The sequence below is a fragment of the Paenarthrobacter ureafaciens genome, from assembly GCF_004028095.1.
GTDB classification, from domain to species: Bacteria; Actinomycetota; Actinomycetes; order Actinomycetales; family Micrococcaceae; genus Arthrobacter; species Arthrobacter ureafaciens.
The window spans coordinates 670,373-688,108 of sequence record NZ_SBHM01000006.1; the positions used below are offsets into that span (position 1 = coordinate 670,373).

At 64.6% G+C, this 17,736-nt stretch carries 18 protein-coding genes and 1 riboswitch; of the genes, 9 read left to right on the forward strand and 9 right to left on the reverse strand.

What is annotated here, in order from left to right:
* Positions 1-2: 2 nt before the first annotated feature.
* Complete coding sequence (gene hemE / locus AUR_RS04135) at positions 3-1,118, reverse strand: uroporphyrinogen decarboxylase (protein WP_062099261.1); 1,116 nt, start codon at positions 1,116-1,118, stop codon at positions 3-5.
* 159 nt (positions 1,119-1,277) lie between these two features.
* Between hemE and AUR_RS04140 the strand changes: the two genes are divergently transcribed.
* Positions 1,278-2,597: a glutamyl-tRNA reductase gene (locus tag AUR_RS04140; protein WP_062097324.1), complete on the forward strand. Its 1,320-nt coding sequence runs from the start codon at positions 1,278-1,280 to the stop codon at positions 2,595-2,597.
* A 68-nt stretch (positions 2,598-2,665) separates the two neighbouring features.
* On the opposite strand, the gene moeB is transcribed toward AUR_RS04140, so the two are convergent.
* A complete protein-coding gene (gene moeB / locus AUR_RS04145; protein ID WP_062097326.1) occupies positions 2,666-3,865 on the reverse strand; it encodes a molybdopterin-synthase adenylyltransferase MoeB in 1,200 nt (399 codons plus the stop codon).
* Between the two features lie 6 nt (positions 3,866-3,871).
* On the opposite strand from moeB, the gene AUR_RS04150 reads away from it, so the two are divergent.
* Genes AUR_RS04150 through AUR_RS04160 form a run of 3 tightly spaced genes read left to right on the forward strand, consistent with a single transcriptional unit; the run spans position 3,872 to position 5,213 of the window.
* Positions 3,872-4,603 carry a TetR/AcrR family transcriptional regulator gene (locus tag AUR_RS04150; RefSeq protein ID WP_031216330.1) on the forward strand — a complete coding sequence of 244 codons (732 nt, stop codon included), beginning with the start codon at positions 3,872-3,874 and terminating at the stop codon, positions 4,601-4,603.
* A gap of 51 nt (positions 4,604-4,654) precedes the next feature.
* Positions 4,655-4,879, forward strand: a complete 225-nt coding sequence (locus AUR_RS04155) for a DUF3107 domain-containing protein (protein WP_021471803.1) — start codon at positions 4,655-4,657, stop codon at positions 4,877-4,879.
* A 31-nt stretch (positions 4,880-4,910) separates the two neighbouring features.
* Positions 4,911-5,213: a hypothetical protein gene (locus tag AUR_RS04160; RefSeq protein ID WP_062097328.1), complete on the forward strand. Its 303-nt coding sequence runs from the start codon at positions 4,911-4,913 to the stop codon at positions 5,211-5,213.
* A gap of 103 nt (positions 5,214-5,316) precedes the next feature.
* Here AUR_RS04160 and AUR_RS04165 read toward each other — a convergent pair whose 3' ends face one another.
* The 3 genes from AUR_RS04165 to thiO all read right to left on the reverse strand — a co-directional run bounded on the left by AUR_RS04165 (position 5,317) and on the right by thiO (position 7,609).
* Positions 5,317-6,114, reverse strand: a complete 798-nt coding sequence (locus tag AUR_RS04165) for a thiazole synthase (RefSeq protein WP_021471801.1) — start codon at positions 6,112-6,114, stop codon at positions 5,317-5,319.
* A gap of 2 nt (positions 6,115-6,116) precedes the next feature.
* Positions 6,117-6,353 (reverse strand): sulfur carrier protein ThiS, encoded by a 237-nt coding sequence (gene thiS, locus AUR_RS04170; RefSeq protein WP_021471800.1) that lies wholly within the window; start codon positions 6,351-6,353, stop codon positions 6,117-6,119.
* Entirely contained in the window at positions 6,350-7,609 is a 1,260-nt protein-coding gene (gene thiO, locus AUR_RS04175; protein ID WP_062097330.1) for a glycine oxidase ThiO, read from the reverse strand. Before thiO ends, thiS begins: the two co-directional genes overlap by 4 nt.
* A riboswitch (TPP riboswitch) is annotated at positions 7,602-7,719 on the reverse strand. It overlaps the preceding gene by 8 nt.
* 27 nt (positions 7,720-7,746) lie before the next feature.
* Here thiO and thiE point away from each other — a divergent pair.
* Positions 7,747-8,409 carry a thiamine phosphate synthase gene (thiE, locus tag AUR_RS04180; protein WP_062097332.1) on the forward strand — a complete coding sequence of 221 codons (663 nt, stop codon included), beginning with the start codon at positions 7,747-7,749 and terminating at the stop codon, positions 8,407-8,409.
* On the opposite strand, the gene AUR_RS04185 is transcribed toward thiE, so the two are convergent.
* Positions 8,406-9,071 carry a ferritin-like fold-containing protein gene (locus tag AUR_RS04185; protein WP_062097334.1) on the reverse strand — a complete coding sequence of 222 codons (666 nt, stop codon included), beginning with the start codon at positions 9,069-9,071 and terminating at the stop codon, positions 8,406-8,408. The two genes, thiE and AUR_RS04185, sit on opposite strands and share 4 nt — an antisense overlap.
* 41 nt (positions 9,072-9,112) lie before the next feature.
* Between AUR_RS04185 and AUR_RS04190 the strand changes: the two genes are divergently transcribed.
* The 3 genes from AUR_RS04190 (at position 9,113) to AUR_RS04200 (ending at position 13,538) form a co-directional block, all read left to right on the forward strand.
* Positions 9,113-10,570, forward strand: a complete 1,458-nt coding sequence (locus AUR_RS04190) for an RNB domain-containing ribonuclease (protein WP_062097335.1) — start codon at positions 9,113-9,115, stop codon at positions 10,568-10,570.
* Positions 10,571-10,885: 315 nt separating this feature from the next.
* Positions 10,886-12,565, forward strand: a complete 1,680-nt coding sequence (locus AUR_RS04195) for a DEAD/DEAH box helicase (protein ID WP_062097337.1) — start codon at positions 10,886-10,888, stop codon at positions 12,563-12,565.
* Positions 12,566-12,575: 10 nt separating this feature from the next.
* The gene (locus AUR_RS04200) at positions 12,576-13,538 is read left to right on the forward strand and encodes a DNA-methyltransferase (RefSeq protein WP_241650856.1); all 963 of its coding nucleotides are present in this window, start codon (positions 12,576-12,578) and stop codon (positions 13,536-13,538) included.
* Here AUR_RS04200 and AUR_RS04205 read toward each other — a convergent pair.
* Positions 13,476-14,084, reverse strand: a complete 609-nt coding sequence (locus tag AUR_RS04205) for a MarC family protein (protein ID WP_021471793.1) — start codon at positions 14,082-14,084, stop codon at positions 13,476-13,478. The two genes, AUR_RS04200 and AUR_RS04205, sit on opposite strands and share 63 nt — an antisense overlap.
* A complete protein-coding gene (locus tag AUR_RS04210) occupies positions 14,084-14,929 on the reverse strand; it encodes a PHP domain-containing protein (protein WP_062097339.1) in 846 nt (281 codons plus the stop codon). Before AUR_RS04210 ends, AUR_RS04205 begins: the two co-directional genes overlap by 1 nt.
* 149 nt (positions 14,930-15,078) lie before the next feature.
* Between AUR_RS04210 and AUR_RS04215 the strand changes: the two genes are divergently transcribed.
* On the forward strand, positions 15,079-16,656 hold the full coding sequence (locus AUR_RS04215; protein WP_062099262.1) for an aminopeptidase P family protein: 1,578 nt from the start codon (positions 15,079-15,081) through the stop codon (positions 16,654-16,656).
* 92 nt (positions 16,657-16,748) lie between these two features.
* On the opposite strand, the gene AUR_RS04220 is transcribed toward AUR_RS04215, so the two are convergent.
* Positions 16,749-17,660, reverse strand: a complete 912-nt coding sequence (locus tag AUR_RS04220; protein ID WP_241650857.1) for a YflT domain-containing protein — start codon at positions 17,658-17,660, stop codon at positions 16,749-16,751.
* Between the last annotated feature and the right edge of the window lie 76 nt (positions 17,661-17,736).

Consider the following 17,736-nt stretch of genomic DNA (forward strand, 5'->3'; position numbering starts at 1 on the left):
GACTACTCCGAGGGGATGGAGTGGATGAGTTCAACAACCCGGGTCAACACGGTGGGATCCGTCTCGGGCGGAACACCATGGCCGAGGTTCACTACATGTCCGGGTGCCGCGGAACCGGCTGCGATGACTTCCCGGACGTGGGCCTCCAACACCTCCCAGGGAGCAGAAAGGAGCGCGGGGTCGATGTTGCCCTGCAACGGCACGCTTCCGCCCAACCGGCGGTTGGCCTCGTCCAGCGGCAGGCGGTAGTCGACGCCGACGACATCCACGCCGACATCCCGCATGGCCACCAGGAGCTCGGAGGTGCCGGTACCGAAATGCACCAACGGCGCACCCAGTCCGCGAACGTGGCTGAGGGCCCGCGAGGAGGCCGACGCAACGAACCTGGTGTAATCAGCCAGGCCGAGGGAACCCGCCCAGGAATCGAAGAGCTGGCCGGCCGACGCGCCGGCTTCCAACTGAGCCTGCAGGAACAGGCCCGAGGCGTCGGCAGCCCAGTTGGCCAACGCCGTCCAGGTTTCAGGGTCTGCGTGCATCATGGTCCGGGGGCCCAGATGGTCCCGGGAAGGACGGCCTTCCACCATGTAGGCAGCCAGGGTGAAGGGCGCGCCGGCAAAACCGATGAGCGGAGTCTTGCCAAGCTCTGCCACCGTGAGGCGGACGGCTTCGCGGATGGGCTCCAGCGCTTCCCAGGTCAGCTCGGGCAGCGCGGCTACGTCGTCGGCGGTCCGTACCGGCTTGTCCAACACCGGCCCGACACCTGGAACGATGTCCACTCCGACGCCGGCGAGCTTGAGGGGAATGACGATGTCGGAGAAGAAGATACCGGCGTCTACATCATGGCGACGCACGGGCTGCAGCGTGATCTCTGCGGCGAGTTCAGGACGCAGGCATGAATCGAGCATGGCAACGCCCTCACGTACCTTGAGGTACTCGGGCAGGGAACGGCCGGCCTGACGCATGAACCATACGGGCCTGCGCGAAGGCGTACCGCCGCGGTAGGCGGTGATCAGCGGCGAGTCCGCAGTGCGGCCATCATTGAGGGGGTGGCCCGGCCCAAGCTTGCCTGCCGGGGCATTGATGGCCGTATTGTTGGAGGGTGCCGCGCTAGAAGTCATGCCTTCGATTGTGCCGAAAATCCGGTGCAAAAGATAACGACAGGCTGTCACGTTCCACCCGCCGCCATACCCATGTGGCAGGGATCACTCCAGCTGGTGGTCATTGCCACGGCGGCACGTTGTTCTACCGCGCTACGAAAAAGCTATGATTGGTTTGCTGTGGTTCTTTTCTCATTGGTGGCTACACACGCCGACATCGACCTCGAAACCGTCGCTCAGTTGAGCAACGGTTCCTCCGAGCTGGCCTCCACCGCCCTGACGGGCTCACCGGTCGTCTCCGGAGCCGTGGTCCTGGCAACGTGCAACCGCTACGAGATCTATGGCGAAACAGCAAACGGCGCCGACGTCGAAGCCGCCCGCTCCGCCCTGGTTTCCCAGATCAGCGAACTCAGTGGACTCAATGAGCAACTCGTGTCGCGTTCCTTCAACACCCACGCGGGTCCGGACGTAACACGCCACCTCTTCGCAGTGAGCGCCGGGTTGGATTCCGCCGTCGTGGGCGAACGTGAGATCGCGGGGCAGGTCCGCCGCGCCCTGATCACCGCACAGCAGGAAGGCACCGCAAGTCCGGGGCTGGTCCGGCTCTTCCAAGCGGCTTCCAAGACCGCCAAGGACGTTGGCGCGCAGACGGCACTGGGTTCCCGTGGCCTTTCCATTGTCTCCGTGGCACTGGACCTGGCCACCGATCTTTCGGACAATCCGGACTGGTCCACCAAGAAGGTAGTGATCTTCGGTACCGGCGCCTATGCGGGAGCCACCATGTCCCTGCTGCGCGAACGGGGCTGCTCGGACATCTCCGTCTATTCCTCCTCCGGCCGCGCGGAAACATTCGTTGCCACCCGCGGCGGAACAGCCCTCGACGCCGATTCGCTTCCCGGGGCCGTGGCAGCCGCCGACGTGATGATCGGCTGCAGCGGCTCCGACAACCGGGTTGAGGCAGAGGATCTCGCCCGCGTCAGGACCAATTCGGGAAAGCCGTTGATTGCGATCGACCTTGCACTGACCCACGACTTCGATCCCGCCGTCGGCGAACTCGACGGCGTGGAACTCCTTACCCTCGAATCAGTCCGCCTGGCTGCGCCGCAGGAGCAGGCCGAGTCGCTGTCCCAGGCCAGTGCGATCGTCAGCGGCGCCGCCACGGCTTTCGAATCAGAGCGCGAATCGCGCTCGGTGGATTCGGCCATCGTTGCCCTGCGACGCCACACCATGAACGTCCTCGACTCCGAAATGGAAAAAGTCCGCGCCCGGCACGGGTGCACTGCAGCGGCCGAGGAGGTCGAATTCGCCCTTCGCCGGATGGTGAAGCAGCTGCTGCACATCCCCACCGTACGTGCCCGCGAACTGGCCTCCGACGGCCGTCAGGAAGACTACGTGGCAGCGTTGGATGCGCTCTACGGTATCCAGGTGGAGCAGCCCCAGGCAGCTCCCGCAGCGGAGTGCCCGGTAGACCACCAGCAACTTCGCTCCGAAAGCGCCTAGCGCAAGTTCGCCAGTTGAACCCTGCTGCCGCCCACCGCAACCGGTAGGCGGCTGTTTCTGCCTACATGTCAGTAGACGGGCTTCTCCGGTTCCACATCCCGCACCCAGGCGAGGATACCGCCGTCGAGATGGCTGACCCGCGTGTACCCCGCCTTCCGTGCGGCCTCCAGCACTGCGGCCGAACGCGTCCCTGCCTTGCAGTGGAACACGATGTCCCGGTTCTGCGGCAGGTCAACCCAAGCCTCACCGGCCAGGATCCTTCCCTGCGGAATCAACACGGAGCCATCGATATTCACGATGCTGTACTCGCCTGATTCCCTCACGTCCACCAGGTCAAAATCGCGCTGCCCCGCTGCACGTTCGGCCAGCATCGCGGCGAGTTCCTTGGCCGTGACGGTATGTTCGCCGTCGGTAGGGGCCGGCGGCGTAACCCCGCAGAATGCCTCGTAGTCCGTCAGTTCCGTGATGGGTTGGGCTTCGGGATCCCTGGACACCTTGATTTCGCGCCAGCTGCCGCCCAACGCGTCGAAAAGGGCAACCCGCCCCAGCAGGGAACGCCCGACGCCGGTAATCAGCTTCACTGCCTCGGTCACCATCAGCGAGCCCACTGCGGCGCACAGCATGCCGAAGACACCGCCCTCGCCGCAGGAGGGCACCGAGCCGGCGGGTGGGGCTTCGGGGTACAGGTCGCGGTAGGTGGGGCCGTGTTCTGCCCAGAACACGCTGACCTGGCCGTCAAAACGGAAGATGGAGCCCCAGACGTACGGCTTGCCGAGGATCGCTGCGGCATCGTTGACCAGGTAGCGCGTGGCGAAGTTGTCCGCACCGTCGAGGATGAGGTCATAGCCCGCAAAAAGCTCCAGCGCGTTGGACGCATCCAGCCGCTGGTTGTGCAGCACTATGGTGACCAGCGGATTGAGCTCGGCGATGGCCTTGCGCGCGGACTCGATCTTGGGTGTGCCCACATCGTGAACACCGTGGATCACCTGGCGCTGGAGGTTGCTCAAGTCAACGGTGTCATCGTCCACAATGCCCAGAGTCCCGACGCCGGCCGCGGCCAGGTACAAAAGCGCCGGAGATCCCAGGCCACCGGCACCTATGACAAGGACTTTCGCATTCTTAAGCCTGCGTTGGCCCACCGCGCCGATTTCGGGAATGATGAGATGCCGGGAGTACCGTTCCACCTCGGCCGGCGTCAGTCCGTCGGCCGGTTCAACGAGTGGCGGCAGGACCGCGGGCGCAGTGGGGGCAGCAAGAATTGAGGCCATACCCCAATGTATGCCTGCCGATGCCGCCCGGTCATATTACCCACCGGTACAGTGGTCATAACTGCAAAGGAAAGGCGGCAGACTGTGGCTGACGGCGCACGGGCAAACGATGGGGCAGCAAAGCAGGAACGGTCCGGTTCCACCCGCTCAGCAAGGTTGCCGCGGGACGAGCGCCGGGCACAATTACTGAACGCGGCATTGGAGGTTTTCGTTTCCAATGGCTTCCATGGAGCAGCCATGGATGAGATCGCCGAAACCGCCCACGTCAGCAAACCGGTCCTCTACCAGCACTTTCCCTCCAAACGGGACCTCTACATGGCGTTGCTGGACAGCCATCTGGCCGCACTGACGGAACTGATGCTCAGCGCGCTGAACTCCACCACGGACAACAAGGAACGCGTCAAGGCGGTAATGCGCGCCTATTACAAGTTCATTGCCGATGACGACCAGGCCCACCGCCTCGTCTTCGAATCGGACCTCATCAACGATCCCGACGTCAGCTCACGCCTGGAAACGTTCAACAAGACGTTCGCGGACGCAGTAGCCCATGTGATCGCCGAAGACACCAAGCTGCCGCCCCTTGAAGCTCAGTTGCTGGGCCGCGGCCTGGCGGGAATGGCGCAGGTCAGCGCCCGGTACTGGCTGGAAACGGATGGAAACCTTGACCTCGATGTGGCCAGTGATCTGATCTATCGTTTAGCTTGGCGCGGAATCAGTCGATTCCCCAAAGAGTCCTAGGCTACAAATAAGGGACTGACCTAAAACGTTGATTGGCTTGGAGGCCTTGTTGTGGAAGTAAAGATCGGCATTCAGAACGTTGGCCGCGAAATTGTGCTCGAATCCTCGCTCGATGCCGAGGCCGTAGGCAAGCTTGTTTCAGACGCCCTGTCCAAGGGCTCGGAATTGCGCCTCACCGATGATAAGGGCCGTCAGGTCATTGTTCCGGGCGGTGCCCTGGGCTACGTGGAGATCGGCGCGGAGGAAGTTCGTCGCGTGGGCTTCGGCGCACTCTGATCCAGAACGCCCGCAACGCTAAGGAGACCCCATGCTTTCCCTCGTCGTGATGGTGTTCGTTACCGTCGCTACCGGCTTCCTGGTGTGGGCAAACGACAAACGGCATGGCAAGTACGGCATTGCCGTCCCCGCGGGAGTATCCCTCGGAGTCGGCGCCCTCAGCTGGATCGCCTTCATTGCCGCCGGCTTCGGCTACCAGCCGGGGCTGACCTGGATTCCGTGGGTCTTGCCGATCGTCCTTGGCACGGCAGCTGCGGCAGGCGTCGCGGTGTTCCTTGGCAGGACCCGGACCGTGCGGGACACTGAAGCGCTCACCAAAGCACTCCGCCTGTAGCACCTTCCCGGCTCAACCGGGCGACTAAGAACTGTGGCCACCACCCGCATGGGGTGGTGGCCACAGTTGTCAGCAGTACCTGCCGTCGCAGGTTGGTACGGGCTCAGAGGAACTCTGCCCGGCCCTCCATCGCCGATGATGCCAGCGCGTGTTCCCTCCGTGGAATGCGGCCTGCCAGCCTGGCCAGCCTGCCTGCCTTGACGGCGTGCATGAATGCCTCACCCATCTGGACAGGGTTCTGGGCACGCGTCACCGCTGTGGCCAGGAGGACAGCGTCGCAACCGAGCTCCATGGCCAGTGCCGCATCGGAAGCAGTTCCGATGCCTGCGTCCAGGACAACAGGCACGGAGGCACGGGACACAATGACTTCAATGTTGTGCGGGTTGAGGATGCCCAGACCGGTCCCGATCGGTGCTCCGAGGGGCATGACCGCAGTGGCGCCGAGGTTTTCCAGTCGCAGTGCCAACACGGGGTCGTCGTTGGTGTATGCGAAGACTTTGAAACCCCGATTGACCAGTTGTTCAGTGGCGTCGACGAGTTCAACCGCGTCCGGCAACAGCGTGTGTTCGTCCGCGATGACTTCCAGCTTCACCCAATCGGTCTCCAGCGCCTCGCGGGCCAGCTCCGCGGTAAGGACAGCGTCCTTGGCAGTGAAACAACCTGCCGTGTTGGGCAGCACCCGGATGTTGTTGTCCACCAGCAACTGGAACAGCGAGCCCGTCTCGGCCGGCGAGTAGCGGCGCATGGCTACCGTGGTGAGCTCCGTGCCGGAAGCCACCAGGGCCGCCCCCAAACCGTCCAGGCTCGGGGCGCCACCGGTGCCCATGATGAGCCGCGAACTGAAGGCGACACCGTCGATTTCCAGCGTGTCAGTAGTCGTTTCGGTGTTGAGGATGGTCATGCTCAGCCTCCCTGGACTGCGGTAACGAGTTCGAGTTCATCGCCGTCGGCGAGGTTCGTTGCTGCCCACTGGCTACGCGGGACCACCTCCGCATTGCGCGCGACGGCGACACCCAGCTTGCCGCCGTCGGCCGCCTGTCCGCTCGGGTCGAGGGCGCGTCCGGTAACGGACGTGACCAGGGTGCTGACGGATGCGCCATCGGCCACGGTGTGCCGGGCCCCATTGAGTGTGATGTTCATGCTGTTTCCTTGGTGGAAGCGATGGATGGTGTTGGAATGCCGCGCCCGGCGAGGGCGCCTTGCGGAGAAAAACGATCCGGACGGAACCGGACCCACCGGTCATCCGCGGAACCGTCGAGCAAGCCGGCCACGATCTGTGCGGCTATGGGGGTCAGGAGTACGCCGTGGCGGAAGAAACCCGTGGCTATGATCAGGCCCCGGAGGGCGCCGTCCGCCGCGCCCACCCGCCCCAGGAGCGGAGCGTTGTCAGGGGTGCCCGGCCGTGCACGGGCTGTCACTTCGATGAGCTCCAGCTCACCGACTGCGGGGACCAGGATCTGGGCGTCCCGAAGCAGCTGGTACACGCCGCCGGCAGACACCGCATTCGATCCCGTCGAGAGCCCGTCCTCGCGTTGGGTTGCCCCGATCACCACGGTCCCGTCCTCGCGGGGCACGATGTATACCGGCACTCCCCGCACCATTCCGCGGACTGTGGAGGTCAGCAACGGCCGCAGGTCCTCCGGTACCCGGAGCCTGAGGATGTCTCCGTAAACCGGCCTGAGCGGCAGGTGCAGGTCCTCAGGAAGTCCGCCGGTCGCCGCAGCCGCCAAGCCATTGGCCAGCACGGTTTCCCTTGCCGCTACCACTTGGCCGGTGGAGAGTTCAGCGCCCACAACGCGGTCACCCTCCCACAGCAGCCGCCGGGCCTCCGCTGCCAGCTGGAACCCGCTGCTCGCGCCCGGGACCCATGTGGCATCCGACGGGGTGTGCGCGGCCAATCCGGCGAGTATGCACTCCGCCAGCCGGCGGGGGTCCACTTGGTGGTCGGCCGGGATATCGAAAGCGCATGAAATTCCGGGGCTGAGCAGCGGCTCGCGCTGCCGCGCGTCCCGCAGCATCAACGGCTCCACTGTGAGCCCCGCCGCCTGTTGCACGGAGCGCAGATCGGCGAGCGCCCGTCGATCGGCGGCGTCGGCACCCACCGCGAGCGTCGACGTCGTGCTGTAGCCGGTGGTGACGCCGGTACCGGACAATCCGGACACGAACGTTGGCCATAGCCTGGACGATTCGAGCATCAGTTCCAGGAGATCTTCTTCCTGGTAGTGGAGTTCGCTCACGGGGGCCAGCATCCCGGCCGCTGCAAAGGTTGCTCCACTGGCAGGGTTCGGATCGATGAGGGCCACGGAACGGCCTGTGGCCCGGATCCGGTGGGCGATGCCCAGGCCGACTACGCCTGCGCCGATGACGGCAACGTCTGCTTCGATGGCTTCTGCCATTGGTTTCCTTCCCTACGCCGGTATTAGCCGGATCAGGTCAAGCGGTCGGCTCTGAAGCCCTCTCAGCCGGACGGTCATATGACGCTGTCACGGCTCCCGCAGTACGTGCCCAGTTTAGAGGAACTACTCTGGTTTCCATGACCCAGCCTGATCTCCTCACCGACGCCCGCCTCTACCTGTGCACCGATGCCCGCCGGCGGCAAGGCGATTTCGAAGACTTTGTGGACGCCGCGTTCGAAGGCGGCGTGGACATCATCCAGCTCCGTGACAAGACCCTTGAGGCCGCCGAGGAACTGGAGCTGCTCGAGGTCCTGAACAAAGTTGCCGCCCGGCATTCCAAGCTGTGGGCGGTCAACGACCGGGCTGATATCGCCCGTGTTTCCGGGGCTCCCGTGTTCCACGTGGGCCAAAAGGACCTTCCGCTGCCCGTGGCCCGGCAGCTGCTCGGGGACACCACCGCCATAGGTCTCTCCACGCATGGGCCTGATCAGGTGGACGCGGCCATTGCGGCTTCGTCGGGCAGTGCAGGACTGGACTACTTCTGCGTCGGTCCCCTCTGGACCACACCCACCAAACCGGGCCGGACGCCAGTAGGCCTGGGCTTGGTCACATATGCCGCCGAAGCTGTGGAACGCGCAGGATCCGCCCTTCCCTGGTTTGCCATTGGCGGGATCGATCTTTCGAATGTGGAGCAGGTGGTTGCGGCAGGAGCCAGCCGCATCGTCGTAGTCCGCGCCATCACCGAAGCAGAAGACCCGACGGCGGCGGCCAAGTCGCTGCTCGAAGCCCTGGACGCCTAGGCAGCCAGTCCGAGGCCCGTCATCCGGCGGCCGTGGTGATCGGCGAGTTCCGCCGTCAACCGGCCTACCTCCGCCTTGGCCTGTCCGTCATGAAGTACGGCACGCAGGTCCGGGTGCTCCAACGCCACCCGTTGCACCTGGGTGAGGGCCTCACCCACCAGCCTTCGGCCCCATAGGGCAAGGCGCGAAGCCAACCTGGGATCGTCCCTCAGGGCCCGCATGAGGAGGATGCGCAACGCCTCGGTGGCTTGGTCCGCAGAAGCGACTTTCCGGACGAATTGCTGTGTCCCGGCATCCAGGAAGGCGGACACCGTCCTGTAGAAGTCCGAGGACACCGTGTCGATGATGTACGCCTTCAGAACAGACTCGTACCAGTCCCCTGGCGGGGTGCGTTCGTGGAAGTGATCGAATGACGGCTGGAAGCGAAGCATGGCGTCCTCGGGGTCCCGCCCCATCTCGGTAAGCCGGCCGCTGATCAACGCATAGTTGCCGAATGCACCGACCGCGATCTTGGCAAAGGTAGCCCGGTCCCGGAGGGTAGGAGCGAAGCGGGAGTCCGCGGACAACCGCCCGAACGCTGACAATTCGCCATAGGCCATGGCTCCCAGCAGCTCTGCCGGGAGAACGTCCGCGGGAATTCCGCCAGGAGTGGACGTGCCCATGGTCCAAGACTATCCGCCGTTTTCGGGCTAGTCTGACTTTCGTGTCACATCATCGGATAGCGCCCAACGTCGACGATTCTTCCGACCGGCTCGCTGCCTCCCTGGCTGCCTTGAGGAGCGAGCTGGAACTACCCGGCGACTACCCTGCCGACGCCGAGCATGAAGCGCGCCAGGCGGTTCAAAACCTGCAATTGCCGCCCCGCAGCCTGCTGGACGTGCCGTTCGTGACCATAGACCCCGCGACTTCCACCGATCTGGACCAAGCGCTGTTCATTCAGCGTAACGATGCCGGTTACAAGGTCCTGTACGCAATTGCCGACGTGCCGTCCTTCGTGGCCCCCGGCGGAGCCTTGGACGCCGAAACGCGGCGGCGCGGGCAAACGTTCTACGCACCGGACGGAAGGGTCCCGCTGCATCCGGAGGTCATCAGCGAGCAAGCCGGGAGCCTCCTGGCAGAGCAGGAATGCAGCGCCTTCGTGTGGGACTTCGACCTCGACCACAACGCGGAAGTGGTCTCCATGTCCGTGGAGCGGGCCACCGTTCGCAGCCGTGCAAAGCTCAGCTACAAGGGTGCACAGAAGCAGATCGATGCGGGAACCGCCCCCGAGGTCCTCATGCTCCTGAAGGAAGTGGGCCTGAAGCGGGTCGAACTCGAGCGCAAACGCGGCGGGGCGAGCCTGAACATGCCAGAACAGGAGATCGTCCAGGTCACCGACGGCGACTACCGGATCGTGGCTGCTCCCTCGCTGCCGATCGAGGACTGGAACGCCCAGATGTCCCTGATGACCGGAATGGCTGCGGCCCAATTGATGCTCGACGGCAAGGTGGGCATCCTGCGGACCATGCCGGCCCCTGATGAGCGCTCCTTACTGCACTTCAAGCGCCAAACCCAGGCCCTCGGAAAACCGTGGGACGGCGACATCAGCTACGGCGAGTACCTCCGGACCCTCGATGGTTCGGATCCGAAGCAATTGGCCATCCTCCACTCCGCCGGCATGCTGTTCCGGGGCGCCGGCTACACCCCGTTCGACGGTGAGGTACCGGAGAACGTTGTCCAGTCCGCCATCGGGGCCCCGTACGCGCACACCACTGCTCCACTCCGCAGGCTCATTGACCGCTTTGTCCTGGTGATCTGCGAAGCCCTCAGCAACGGCCGGGAGATCCCCGTGTGGGCACGGGAAGCGCTGCCTGACCTGCCCGGGATCATGGCTGCTTCCGACTCATTGGCAGGCCGCTTGGAGCGAATGGCCCTGGACACCGTGGAAGCCGCGCTCGCGGCAAACCACGTAGGTCAGGTATTCGACGCCGTGGTGATTTCCGGGTCCAAGCCGTCCAACGGGAACGGCAACGGCAATGGCCCCTACGGCACCGTGCAGATCGCCGAACCTGCCGTCACTGCCCGATGCGATGGTGAGCTGGTGTCCGGAATCCAGGTGCGCGTGCGCCTGGTGAAGGCCGACATCACCGGCCGGGTGATCAGGTTCGAACTGGCCGAATGACACCTAGTGGGCCAGGGAATCCGCGGTGTCGGGCCGCTATGGGCCTCAGGGATTTCGGCCGCAACGGGGTTTTTGTCCGGCACAGGATAGACTGGGACAGTAGTAATGGATGCCCGGTCGTTGATTCAGTTAATTTTTGAACTCAACAAGCCCGCCCCTACGCGATCTTGAGATGTGCCCGCTGGTCCCCAGTGCCAGTACTTAGATAGCCCGCGATCGGCTTCCACTGGAAATGCTTGCGCCAGTTCGTGCTCCGGTACAGCTTTGCCGCCGTTGAGCATGCAGCGCCTGCCCAAATGAATAAGGAAACTCCCTGTGAGTGAATTGCACACCCATGAAGTCCTGACGGACTCCACCGGAACCGAGACCATCGAACCCGAGGAAACGATCACCTCGGACGAGACCCCCCACGAGATCGAAGAGAAGTCCTTCGCCGACTTCGACGTCCGCGCGGACATCGTCGAGTCCCTCGCCGACGCCGGAATTACGCACCCGTTCCCGATCCAGGCCATGACGCTTCCCGTGGCCCTGGGCGGCCATGACATCATCGGCCAAGCGAAGACCGGAACGGGCAAGACCCTGGGCTTCGGCATTCCGGTACTCCAGCGGATCGAAGGCCGCGACGACGCCGGATACGCCAAACTTGCCGTCCAGGGTGCACCCCAGGCGCTGATCATCGTCCCGACCCGCGAGCTTGCAGTCCAGGTGGCCAACGACCTCCAGACGGCTTCGCGCAAGCGCAACGCCCGCATTGCCACCATCTACGGCGGACGTGCCTACGAACCGCAGATCGATGCCCTCCAGAAGGGCGTGGAGATCGTGGTGGGCACCCCCGGACGCCTGATCGACCTGTACAAGCAACGCCACCTAAGCCTCAAGAACGTCAAGATGGTAGTCCTCGATGAGGCCGACGAGATGCTCGACCTCGGCTTCCTGCCGGACGTCGAGACCCTCATCGCCGGCACTCCCCCGGTCCGCCAGACGCTGCTCTTCTCGGCCACCATGCCCGGCCCGGTCATCGCCATGGCCCGCCGGTACATGACCCAGCCCACGCACATCCGCGCTGCGGACCCCAATGACGAGGGCCTGACCAAGCGCGATATCCGCCAGCTCATCTACCGTGCCCACAGCATGGACAAGACTGAAGTCGTTGCCCGGATCCTGCAGGCCAAGGACCGTGGCCGCACCATCATCTTCACCAAGACCAAGCGCACCGCCGCGAAGGTGTCCGAGGAACTCGTGGACCGCGGCTTCGCAGCAGCGGCCATCCACGGTGACCTGGGCCAGGGAGCCCGCGAACAGGCGCTGCGTGCCTTCCGCAACAACAAGGTGGACGTGCTCGTCGCAACCGACGTTGCCGCCCGCGGCATCGACGTCGAGGACGTCACCCACGTCATCAACTACCAGTGCGTCGAAGACGAAAAAATCTACCTGCACCGCGTAGGCCGCACCGGCCGTGCCGGAAACAAGGGTACGGCCGTGACGTTCGTGGACTGGGACGACGTACCCCGCTGGGCGCTGATCAACAAGGCACTGGGACTCAACGTCCCCGAACCGGTTGAAACCTATTCCTCCTCCCCGCACCTCTACACCGACCTCGACATCCCCGAGGGCACCAAGGGGCGGTTGCCCCGCAACAAGCGGATGTTGGCAGGCGTGGACGCCGAGGTCCTGGAGGACCTGGGCGAGACGGGCAAGAAGAACTCCCGCTCGCGCAGCGGAGGCCGCCAGGGCGGATCCGGTCGCGATGGTGGCCGCACCCGTGACGGAAAGTCCGCAGACTCCGCCGGCTCCAAGGGCGAGGGCGGACGCAACCGCACGCGCCGCCGTCGTACCTCCGATGCAGAGGGCACCGCGACCGCTGCTCCCCGCGAGTCCGCCGAGGGTGCATCGGAGAAGCCGGCGCGTACCCGCCGCACCCGCACCCGTCGTCGCAACGGCGAGGTAGTTTCCGGCGAGGCCGCAGGCACCACGCCTGCCACCACCGAGGCCTAACCGGACGGCGATGGCTGAAACTGTTTGGGCGCCGGACGGCAGCAACCTGGTGGTACATGCGGACAACGCATCGTTCCTTCCCACGCTGCCGGACGGCGCCTTCACACTCATCTACGTGGATCCCCCGTTCAACACCGGGCGGGTCCAGCGGCGCCAGGAAACGCGCATGGTCCGCAACGCGGACGGTGACGGTGACCGGGTGGGCTTCAAAGGCCGTTCCTATGACACCATCAAGGGCGCCCTGCACAGCTACGACGACGCCTTCAGCGACTACTGGTCCTTCTTGGAACCAAAGCTGGTGGAAGCGTGGCGGCTCCTGGCCGATGACGGCACACTGTACCTGCACCTGGACTACCGCGAGGTGCACTACGCCAAGGTCATGCTCGACGCCATTTTTGGCCGCGAGTGCTTCCTCAACGAGATCATATGGGCCTACGACTACGGCGCAAGGGCCAAAAACCGCTGGCCCACCAAACACGACAACATACTTGTGTACGTGAAGAACCCGGCCAAGTACCACTTCGACAACGAGGAAGTGGACCGGGAGCCGTACATGGCGCCGGGGCTGGTGACGCCCGCAAAACGCGAGCGCGGCAAGTTGCCGACCGACGTCTGGTGGCACACCATCGTCTCCCCCACGGGCCGCGAGAAAACCGGCTACCCCACGCAGAAACCCGAGGGGCTCATCCGCAGGGTAGTGACAGCTTCAAGCCGCAAGGGTGACTGGTGCCTGGACTTCTTCGCCGGCTCCGGAACGCTCGGCGCTGTTGCCGGCAAACTCGGTAGGAAGTTCGTGTGCGTGGATCAGAACGAACAGGCGATCGAGGTCATGCGCAAGCGGCTGGGAACCAAGGCGGTCTTCCACGCCGCTCCTGCTTCCCTAGACGGATCAGGCGGCTCCCTTGACGGGTCAGGCAGCGCCCTTGACGAAAGCCTGCACAGCGTCGGCGATCATCTGCACGGCAATAGCTGACAGCAGCAGACCGGCAATCCTCGTCACGAGTTCCACGCCGTTCTCGCCCAGCACGCGTTGAACGACTCCGGCGAAGCGCATGGCGAGGTAGAGCGAAACGAGCACGGCAGCAATCCCCGCGCCCACGGCCAGGTATTCGGACAGCTCAGTGGACTGCTGCACGAACACCATGACTGCCACGATGGCGCCGGGGCCAGCCATTAACGGCGTCCCCAAAGGCACAAACGCCACGTTCTTGTACTTGGCGGCGTTCTCCTCCCCGCTGGTGCTGCCGGTCAGCAGCTGCAGGGCGATCAGCACCAGCAGGAGTCCTCCCGCTCCCTGCAAAGCAGCCAGGGAAATGTGCATGTAGTTGAGGATGGACTGGCCGAAGATCGCGAACACGACGATGACGCCGGTGGCCACCAGCAGCGCCTGCAGGGCTGAACGGTTCCTGTCCTTGGCGCTCATCTGTGCCGTCAGGGACATGAAGATCGGCACGGTTCCGGGCGGGTCCATGATGACGAACAAGGTGACGATCACGGACGCCAGCAACTGCAGGTCCATCAGCGGACCACAATGCTTCCCGTGCCCCGCTCCTCGATCCTTTCCAGGACGGCCGGATCAGTGAGGTTCTCGCCCAGCAGGTTGGGTTTGCCGGTGCCGTGGTAGTCGGAGGACCCGGTGATCAGCAGGCCGTGTTCGGCTGCAAGGTCGCGGAGGAACTTCCGTCCTTCTTCCGGATTGTCGCGGTGATCGATTTCCAGGCCCAACAGCCCGGCGTCGATCATCTCCCTGTACGTCTTGTCCCCCACGATGCGGCCACGCGAAGACGCAACGGGATGGGCGAACACGGGCACGCCGCCCGCGGCCCTGACAAGCCCGACGGCGAGTGCCGGGTCAGGTGCGTAGTGCTGGATGAAATAGCGCGAATGCGAGGTGAGGATGCTGTTGAAGGCCTCTGACCGGTCGGCTACCACCCCGGCGGCCACGAGGGCATCGGCGATATGCGGCCGACCCACCGTTGCGCCCGGAGCTACATGGTGGATGACGTCGTCCCAGGTCAAGGGGTAGTCCTCGGAGAGCAGGGTGACCATGCGCTCGGCGCGGGTGAGCCTGGCATCCCTGGACTTATTGATCTCCTCCAACAGGCCGGGGTGGGTGGGGTCGTGGAGATAGCTGAGCAAGTGGACGCTGATGCCTTTGTCCGTGCGGCACGAGATTTCCATGCCGGGGACGAACGCGAGGCCATGGTGGATTGCCGCTTCCGCCGCCTGGTCCCAACCGTCGGTGGAGTCGTGATCCGTCAGTGCCACGGCGTCCAATCCGGCCTTGGCAGCTGACCGGATCACCTCGGCCGGGGTTTCGGTACCGTCGGAAACATTCGAGTGCGTATGCAGGTCAATCCTCACTTTCCCAGCCTATGGGATGCCGGCTTGTTCAGCGTGTTGCGCCGTGGGCCTCCCCACGGAACAGGCGGTGGCCGCATCACGGAACAGGCGTTGGCCGCGCCATGGCGCAGCCGTTGGCCTCCTCTTGGAACTGGTGGGACGATGTAACGGTGAATGATGCCAAAAACTCCCAGCACATGGACTCCGCTGAGTCCCAGCCACTGCAAGAGCGCGTCAACAACCGCTCGCAGCGGCCCACGTCCGATGCCTTCAAGGCGTTCATGGCCAGCAATTGGGCGCCGGCCCCGCAGGTGACCCCTGCGCGTGACGCCGTCGCGGACCACGCCGCCCGCCGCCGTCGTGCCATTTCCGAGAAGTTCAAAGGCGAACGGCTTGTTATCCCGGCCGGTCCGTTGAAGGTCCGCTCCAACGACTGCGACTACCGCTTCCGCCCGCATTCGGGCTTCGCCCACCTCACCGGCCTCGGCCTGGACCACGAGCCGGATGCCGTCCTCATCCTTGAGCCGGTGGCAGAGGGCAAGGGCGACGACGGCGGCCACCACACCGCGACGCTCTACTTCCGTCCGCTGGCGGGCAGGGACACCGAACAGTTCTACGCTGATTCCCGTGCCGGTGAGTTCTGGATCGGCCCCCGGCCGACGCTCGCCGAGTTCGAGGCCCGCTTGGGGCTGCCCACAGCCCACATTTCCGAACTTGAAGTGGCCATCACCAAGAACGTCGGCGCACCGGAGATCGGCGGCATTTCCATCCGCCTGGTGCGCAAGGTGGACGAGAACATCGACGCCCTGGTGGACACGGCCCGCTACAACACGGCCAAGGACCCCGAGAACCTTGACCTGGGCGAGCTCGATGCCTTGGACGAGAAGCTCAGCGAAGCCCTTTCAGAACTCCGCCTCATCAAGGACGAATGGGAGGTGGAGCAGATGCGGATCGCCGTCGCGGCCACCGTGGAAGGTTTCGCCGACGTCGTCCGTGCACTTCCCCGCGCCCTGACCCACAAACGCGGCGAACGCGTCGTGGAAGGCGCGTTCTTTGCCAAGGCGCGCGAAGAAGGCAACGAACTGGGCTACGACACCATCGCAGCTTCAGGGAACAACGCCACAGTGCTGCACTGGAACCGCAACACGGGAACGGTCGACGCCGGCGATCTGCTCCTGCTCGACGCCGGCGTGGAAGCTGACTCCCTCTACACCGCCGATGTCACCCGCACCCTGCCGGCGAACGGCAAGTTCACCGACATCCAGCGGAAGATCTACGAAGCAGTGCTCGACGCCGCCGACGCCGGTTTCGCCGCTGCCCGTCCGGGAGTGAAGTTCCGCGAGATCCATACGGCAGCCACCACAGTGCTCGCCGAGCGCCTGGCCGAGTGGGGCCTGCTGCCGGTTTCCGTGGATGAAGCCATCAGTCCCGAAGGCCAGCAGCACCGCCGCTGGATGCCGCACGGTACCAGCCACCACCTGGGCTTGGACGTCCATGACTGCGCCCAGGCCAAGCGGGAACTTTACCTGGATGGTGAGCTCGCCGAGGGCATGGTCTTCACGATCGAACCCGGCCTGTACTTCAAGGCCGAGGACCTCGCCATCCCGGCTGAATACCGCGGCATCGGTGTACGGATCGAGGACGACATCCTCATGACGGCGGATGGCCCGGTGAACCTGAGCTCCGCCCTCCCCCGCAAGGCCGACGACGTCGAGGCCTGGATGGCGGGAATCTACCAGGAGGGCTAGTTCCCCAGCGTGGAAGAAAGCCGAAGGGGCCACCGGGATAATCCCGGTGGCCCCTTCGCTTTAATATTGCCCGCCTGCTACTACCTGCATGCTTACTGCCTGCCGGCGTCGTGCTCGGAGGCTTCAGGTGACTCATGGCCGGCTTGGTTCTGGCCTGGCTGCGGCCGCTCTGCCTCATGCCGGCCATTGTCATCGCTGCCCTGGTGGCTGTGCCGGGACTGCTGGCTCTGCTGGGGCTGTTGGCCCTGCTGCGGTTGCCCTTCGGGAACCCTGATGCCGTACTGGGGACGTCCGTCCGGCAGGTCCGGGAACCGTGCTGATGACGGTGCAGGCGCCGGGGCGGGCTGCGCAGGACGCGGTTCAGGTTCCCCGGGCTGCGGGGCGCGCTGGCCATAGGGGTCGTTCCAGGTGGATGGGCGTTCCGGGGCCTGGCCCGGCTGCTGGAACGGCTGGGACGGCTGGGACGGTTCCTGGCGCGAAGCGTAGCCCTGTCCCTGTCCTGCGGCCTGCGCCGGATTCATGGGCAACTGCTGGAGCAGGCGCCGGGCCTCGTTGGCAGCCTCGAAAGCCACAATGACGTCATAGTTGGTGGCCACCACCTGGCTGGTGGACGTGAAGTCACGCTTACCCCGCTGGGTGGCATAGGTAACAATGCCGAACAACATGAAGAAGGCCGCGCCCATGAGCACCGAGGTGATGATGGAGAACGGACCGCCGCCCGGCGTGAAGAAGGACAGCATGACGCCAACGAAGAGGCCGAACCACATGCCGCTCAGGGCACCTGACAGGGCAACCCGCGGGTAGCTGAGCCTGCCCGTGACGCGCTCCACCATTTTGAGGTCGTTGCCAACGATGGATACCAGCTGCACGGGGAACTGCTGGTCTGCGAGGTAGTCCACCGCCTTCTGGGCATCCAAATAGGAAGTGTAGGAGCCTACGGTGTCACCTTGCGGGACGCTCCGGGCTTCTTCGACGGCTTTTGGACCACCAAAAATGTTAGACATAGCCCCATTGTGTCGCATGGAGATGTGCAGGAGCTGGAATTCAGCTAAAAGAGAGCAGACTCGGTAGCCTGTAAAT

Coding starts and splice junctions, on each gene's coding strand:
- hemE (WP_062099261.1), bottom strand. CDS start 1,118: ATGACTTCTAGCGCGGCACCCTCCAACAATACGGCCATCAATGCCCCG.
- moeB (WP_062097326.1), bottom strand. CDS start 3,865: ATGGCCTCAATTCTTGCTGCCCCCACTGCGCCCGCGGTCCTGCCGCCA.
- AUR_RS04150 (WP_031216330.1), top strand. CDS start 3,872: ATGTATGCCTGCCGATGCCGCCCGGTCATATTACCCACCGGTACAGTG.
- AUR_RS04160 (WP_062097328.1), top strand. CDS start 4,911: ATGCTTTCCCTCGTCGTGATGGTGTTCGTTACCGTCGCTACCGGCTTC.
- AUR_RS04165 (WP_021471801.1), bottom strand. CDS start 6,114: ATGACCATCCTCAACACCGAAACGACTACTGACACGCTGGAAATCGAC.
- thiS (WP_021471800.1), bottom strand. CDS start 6,353: ATGAACATCACACTCAATGGGGCCCGGCACACCGTGGCCGATGGCGCA.
- thiO (WP_062097330.1), bottom strand. CDS start 7,609: ATGGCAGAAGCCATCGAAGCAGACGTTGCCGTCATCGGCGCAGGCGTA.
- thiE (WP_062097332.1), top strand. CDS start 7,747: ATGACCCAGCCTGATCTCCTCACCGACGCCCGCCTCTACCTGTGCACC.
- AUR_RS04185 (WP_062097334.1), bottom strand. CDS start 9,071: ATGGGCACGTCCACTCCTGGCGGAATTCCCGCGGACGTTCTCCCGGCA.
- AUR_RS04200 (WP_241650856.1), top strand. CDS start 12,576: ATGGCTGAAACTGTTTGGGCGCCGGACGGCAGCAACCTGGTGGTACAT.
- AUR_RS04205 (WP_021471793.1), bottom strand. CDS start 14,084: ATGGACCTGCAGTTGCTGGCGTCCGTGATCGTCACCTTGTTCGTCATC.
- AUR_RS04220 (WP_241650857.1), bottom strand. CDS start 17,660: ATGTCTAACATTTTTGGTGGTCCAAAAGCCGTCGAAGAAGCCCGGAGC.